The sequence below is a fragment of the Paraburkholderia phenoliruptrix genome (assembly GCF_902859825.1).
Lineage (GTDB): Bacteria > Pseudomonadota > Gammaproteobacteria > Burkholderiales > Burkholderiaceae > Paraburkholderia > Paraburkholderia phenoliruptrix.
Window position 1 is genome coordinate 1 of the sequence record NZ_CADIKB010000089.1, and the last position, 4,053, is coordinate 4,053.

7 protein-coding genes are annotated in these 4,053 nt (G+C 56.0%); 1 reads left to right on the forward strand and 6 read right to left on the reverse strand.

Features of this window, described 5'->3' with window-relative positions:
- On the reverse strand, positions 1 to 445 hold a 445-nt coding region (locus HV711_RS33345; RefSeq protein ID WP_217468978.1), incomplete at its 3' end, for a hypothetical protein.
- A gap of 116 nt (positions 446 to 561) precedes the next feature.
- Here HV711_RS33345 and HV711_RS32860 point away from each other — a divergent pair.
- Positions 562 to 897 (forward strand): hypothetical protein, encoded by a 336-nt coding sequence (locus HV711_RS32860; RefSeq protein WP_035486373.1) that lies wholly within the window; start codon positions 562 to 564, stop codon positions 895 to 897.
- Here the strand turns inward: HV711_RS32860 and HV711_RS32865 are convergent.
- The 5 genes from HV711_RS32865 to HV711_RS32885 are packed head-to-tail and all read right to left on the reverse strand — an operon-like array spanning position 894 to position 3,991.
- Positions 894 to 1,577, reverse strand: coding sequence for a hypothetical protein (locus HV711_RS32865; protein ID WP_051224873.1), 684 nt, complete (start codon positions 1,575 to 1,577; stop codon positions 894 to 896). The genes HV711_RS32860 and HV711_RS32865 overlap by 4 nt on opposite strands.
- 3 nt (positions 1,578 to 1,580) lie before the next feature.
- On the reverse strand, positions 1,581 to 2,540 hold the full coding sequence (locus HV711_RS32870; RefSeq protein WP_244142801.1) for a hypothetical protein: 960 nt from the start codon (positions 2,538 to 2,540) through the stop codon (positions 1,581 to 1,583).
- Positions 2,537 to 2,818, reverse strand: a complete 282-nt coding sequence (locus tag HV711_RS32875) for a phage baseplate plug family protein (protein ID WP_035486375.1) — start codon at positions 2,816 to 2,818, stop codon at positions 2,537 to 2,539. The genes HV711_RS32870 and HV711_RS32875 overlap by 4 nt, the downstream gene beginning before the upstream one ends.
- The gene (locus tag HV711_RS32880) at positions 2,815 to 3,555 is read right to left on the reverse strand and encodes a hypothetical protein (RefSeq protein ID WP_035486378.1); all 741 of its coding nucleotides are present in this window, start codon (positions 3,553 to 3,555) and stop codon (positions 2,815 to 2,817) included. Before HV711_RS32880 ends, HV711_RS32875 begins: the two co-directional genes overlap by 4 nt.
- 1 nt (position 3,556) lies before the next feature.
- Positions 3,557 to 3,991, reverse strand: a complete 435-nt coding sequence (locus tag HV711_RS32885) for a lytic transglycosylase domain-containing protein (protein WP_279612681.1) — start codon at positions 3,989 to 3,991, stop codon at positions 3,557 to 3,559.
- Positions 3,992 to 4,053 lie beyond the last annotated feature (62 nt).

The following is a 4,053-nucleotide window of genomic DNA, read 5'->3' on the forward strand; positions in this document are numbered from 1 at the left end:
CCGCCCTGAAGCGTTCGCCCTCGAAATCCAACATTGACCATGATCGCAAGGTCGCATAATCTATGCCGCACCCGCCGTCCCAACCTTCAACTGTCTGTGGGACATTGCCTTTGACGGGGCTAATGCTGCGATGCGACTGATCCACTACGTTCGTGGATGGCGAGGCACGCATTTCTATGCGCGAGGGCGAATGGTGATCGGAGAAACAGAGCCCGCTTTCCAGATTGAAGCAGTCCTGAAATGCTTTGCCGATTCGTGCGCTGCAAGGAATTATCGGGCCCACTGTTTCAGGCTCATTGACGATCCCTTCAGCTACTCGAGTTCGTATCGAAACCTGGACCACATAGCACCGTTTTTCCGCGTCCACCAGGTACAGTCCTCGGGTGGAACTTATGTCTTCCCGTGCCGGCATATGCTGCAATGGTTCAGGGCTCAGAAGATCCATCCCGCAAGCGTGGCGGACCAGATACATGCAGAAGGCGTGCAACGCTATTGCGACATCTGCCCGCGGTTTCAGCCTAACGATTTTGGCGTCACATCTCTTATCAACAAGGAATAGAAATGAAACGATTTATCGGCCCGATGATGTTTCTGACGGCTGGCACAGTGTATGCCGTTGATCTATCCGGCATCCCGCAGAACTGTCAGGCACCGCTCGCGCACGATATGGAGGTGGCGAATATTCCCAATCTGCTTGAACTTGGCGCGAACGCTGCACGGATAATCTCGATAAAAACGCTCGGCGGGACGGAGGCTTATCAATACGCACCCGGCCTGTACCGGATCGATTGTTCGCTCATCGTTCATTGGAGCAATGGGACGACCGACTACGGCTATCGGTTCAGCATGTGGCAGGACAAATACGGCGGCCTTAAAGGCAGCTATTCGCCGCACTAGCCGGTCATCGTTCCGGTATTGCCAGTGCCGGTCTGGACGCCCGGATGGTAGTGACCATTGGCGGAACCATTTGGCAGGATCACATCTGGGGCCTTGATTGGCATCGTCGATACAGCTTGTGTGCCGCCCCATGTGAACGTCTGGCCGTTGGCAGTCATCGTGATACCGGCCGCATTGATGACCAACGTCGTACCGCCAAATGTGATGGTTGTGCCTTCGTCATTCGTCACAATTGACGATGCGGTCCCGGTAGTCGTTCGGATGATCGCGCCATTGGGTCCGCAAACCTGCGCAGCGTTGGGATCATCGGGCCCAGAACCAGAGTTGCTAACCGGAACAAAGACCAGGGCGCTCAGATTGCCCGGTCTGGTCAATGTCGCGACCCCGCCACCCAACCCAGAGACCCCGCCGAGATATGCGTCCGCGGGCATCGTGACGCCCTTGTCACCTACTTGGGTTGGCATCCTGATCCAAGTGCTTTCCGATTTCGGGATCGTGATGTTCGGGAGGGTATAGGGCGCAGCGTTGACCTCGAACGCGACGGTCACTATCGCGCCCGATACCTTGACTACCCGACAAGGCAGAGCGCGGCCAAGATTATCAATGGCTTGCCTGGCGCGGTTAATCGCGGTCTGGTTCGCGCTTCGCTGAACCCAGAGTTTGGCGTAGTTTTCTGACATCGATTAGCCCGGAACCACGATGCAGTTCGCTATCGTTGACCATTGAGCGGCATCTGGTGACCGGAAATTGCCGATCTGGCGCAGCTCGTTGATGATGAAGTTGTTCTGAAACGTCGTTTGGTACTTGATGCTTGAGGGATACGCACTCGCGCTGGTTTTGATGTAACCGGGAGCGTTCTGCAATCCTTCCGGCATCTTGACGATTGCACCCATTTGGAGATCGGCTCGAGCGACTAATTTCGTCTGAATCGTATTGATGCCGATCCATGTCGGCTGACCGACGAAATCGTTGAAATTCAACTGGATCGGCCCCGGTTTATACGTGCTGTCGTAGACGACGATCTGGCCGGCCTGAATGCCGATCGTCACACGGTTATCAAATACGCCTTCAGTGATGTCGCCAACGATCTGCGCGAGCTGATCCAGCGTTCCGCAGATATGCGGCTCATCATGGTTCTGCACCAGATCGCCGCTGATATTCATCGAGACGGTGAAGCCCGGATAGGCGATCGCGAATGTCTGTCTGAGCGCATCTGCGAGCGACATTCCCGCGCTCCAGTCGAGCAGGATGTTGCCCGGGGTATCGACCGTGTAGACGCCCGGAATCACGACGAAATCGAGCGTTTGGTCGACACCCTCCCAGTTGCCGAACGACTGAAAGATCGTTCCCTTCAGGATCGTGCCCGCTTGCGCAGGGTTGGCCAGCGGCAGGCCAGCGCGCATTCCCGACTTCAGTTCCAGCGTCATCCCGGCGAACTGCTGCGCCTGCGTTAGGTCCTGAAGCGGGATGCCATAGACGGTAACGGTTGAGGCGCCACTAGGAGTTCCATACGGCCCGACAAGTGCGTCATATTCAATATTGAGCGCCGCGGGGTCGTAGATGTTGTTCGGATGGGACGTGTAAGCCCTGAACGGCGTCGTACTGCCCTGAGGAGTGATCGTCAGAGAATAAAATCGGCTCACGACGTGACCTCAAAATTCCCTGTGTCGGCTCGGTAGAGCAGGGTACTCGATTTGAAAATTCCCGGAGCCAGCAGGATGTCGAAATCCAGCGGAGATCCGATGAGTGCGCCTGTCCAAATAGCATTGCCAGACTGATCCTGCAATGACGCATACCAACGTTGACCGAAAATGTTCCACGTCACGATGAGTTGGTAACTGACGTTGTCCAGCGTCACCGTGGTGGAAAAGGGCGGCGATGCTGAATTGTTCGGCGAAAATGCAATCAGCGTAGTGCTCATAGGGGCGACGAGAGGTACTGATTGACCACGCCAGTCAAGTTCGTGATGTTGGATACTGCGTTCTGAGCCGCAGAGCCAACAGCAGTTGCGGCACTAGACCATATCGAGGCGCCGGCCGTCGTGGGCGCGGAAATCTGCGCACCGGATGACAGTTTGCTCATCAGAGAGTTGTAAGCGCTGTTAGCCTGCATCTGTGTGACGAGCGGCTGAACGAAGTCCCACTGGGCTTCAATCTGCTGTTGCTTACCGCCCCCTCCAGTCGTGTCCGTTACGCTCTGCAGAAGACAGTTCGTGTACACGTACCAAGGTGTCGCGATGTGATACAGGCCGCCAGCTGCGTTGTGGGCTACCAGCGAGTTTTGCAGCGACGTCCAGATGGCCAGCTTGGTCAGGTAGCCAGCCGTGTCCTTCACCGGCGCGATCATCTTCAACGAAATCGTCAGCGGCTGCTGTATCGTCGAATTGGCTGCCACCGCCTGATTGGCGAACGAATAAGTCGCGATCTGCTGATTAATCAGCGTGGATCCGGGTATCGGGATGTACGTGGCAAAGAAATCATCCGTCGAGATTCCGCTCGTCAATGCACCTTGCGCCGCACCAAGTGCCTGTCCGCCCAGAGCGATGATGGGCAACATCCCGCCAAGCGTATTTGCTGCGATCCCACCGACCAGAATGATCGGACTCTTCTGGAAAGCCAGATCATACGTCGACCTATACGCATCGGAGATTATTGCCATATCAGTGCTGCGCTGCGTTCATTGAGGTAGCCACACGGGCCGGGGTCGAGTTGGTGATATTGATATTGAGGTTCTGACCTTTTCGCAGCATCAACTGGGTAATCTTCGCAATGTAATCCTGGGTTTCGCGAGGAGCATGTGATTCCCAGTTCGCACCGTTCTTCGCAATATCCTTGTCCAGATTGCCCATGCCCCAGTTGTAAGCGGCGAGAGCTTTGCGAACGTCACCACCGTATCGGTTCAGCAGGAACGAGTCATATCGTCTCGCGGCATCCTGCGAATCTTTCAGGCTGTTGATGTCGCCGCGGCCCCAGTCTTTCCATGTATCCGGCATGAACTGCATCGGACCCTTCGCGCCCTTAGGGGAAAGGAGTTTTGTCCCTCGGGCCGGCAATGTCCCACAGACAGTTGAAGGTTGGGACGGCGGGTGCGGCATAGATTATGCGACCTTGCGATCATGGTCAATGTTGGATTTCGAGGGCGAACGCTTCAGGGCGG

What these genes read in the sequence shown, in the direction of transcription:
- HV711_RS32860 (WP_035486373.1), top strand. Translation starts at nt 562, where the DNA reads ATGAAACGATTTATCGGCCCGATGATGTTTCTGACGGCTGGCACAGTG.
- HV711_RS32865 (WP_051224873.1), bottom strand. Translation starts at nt 1,577, where the DNA reads ATGTCAGAAAACTACGCCAAACTCTGGGTTCAGCGAAGCGCGAACCAG.
- HV711_RS32875 (WP_035486375.1), bottom strand. Translation starts at nt 2,818, where the DNA reads ATGAGCACTACGCTGATTGCATTTTCGCCGAACAATTCAGCATCGCCG.
- HV711_RS32880 (WP_035486378.1), bottom strand. Translation starts at nt 3,555, where the DNA reads ATGGCAATAATCTCCGATGCGTATAGGTCGACGTATGATCTGGCTTTC.
- HV711_RS32885 (WP_279612681.1), bottom strand. Translation starts at nt 3,991, where the DNA reads ATGCCGCACCCGCCGTCCCAACCTTCAACTGTCTGTGGGACATTGCCG.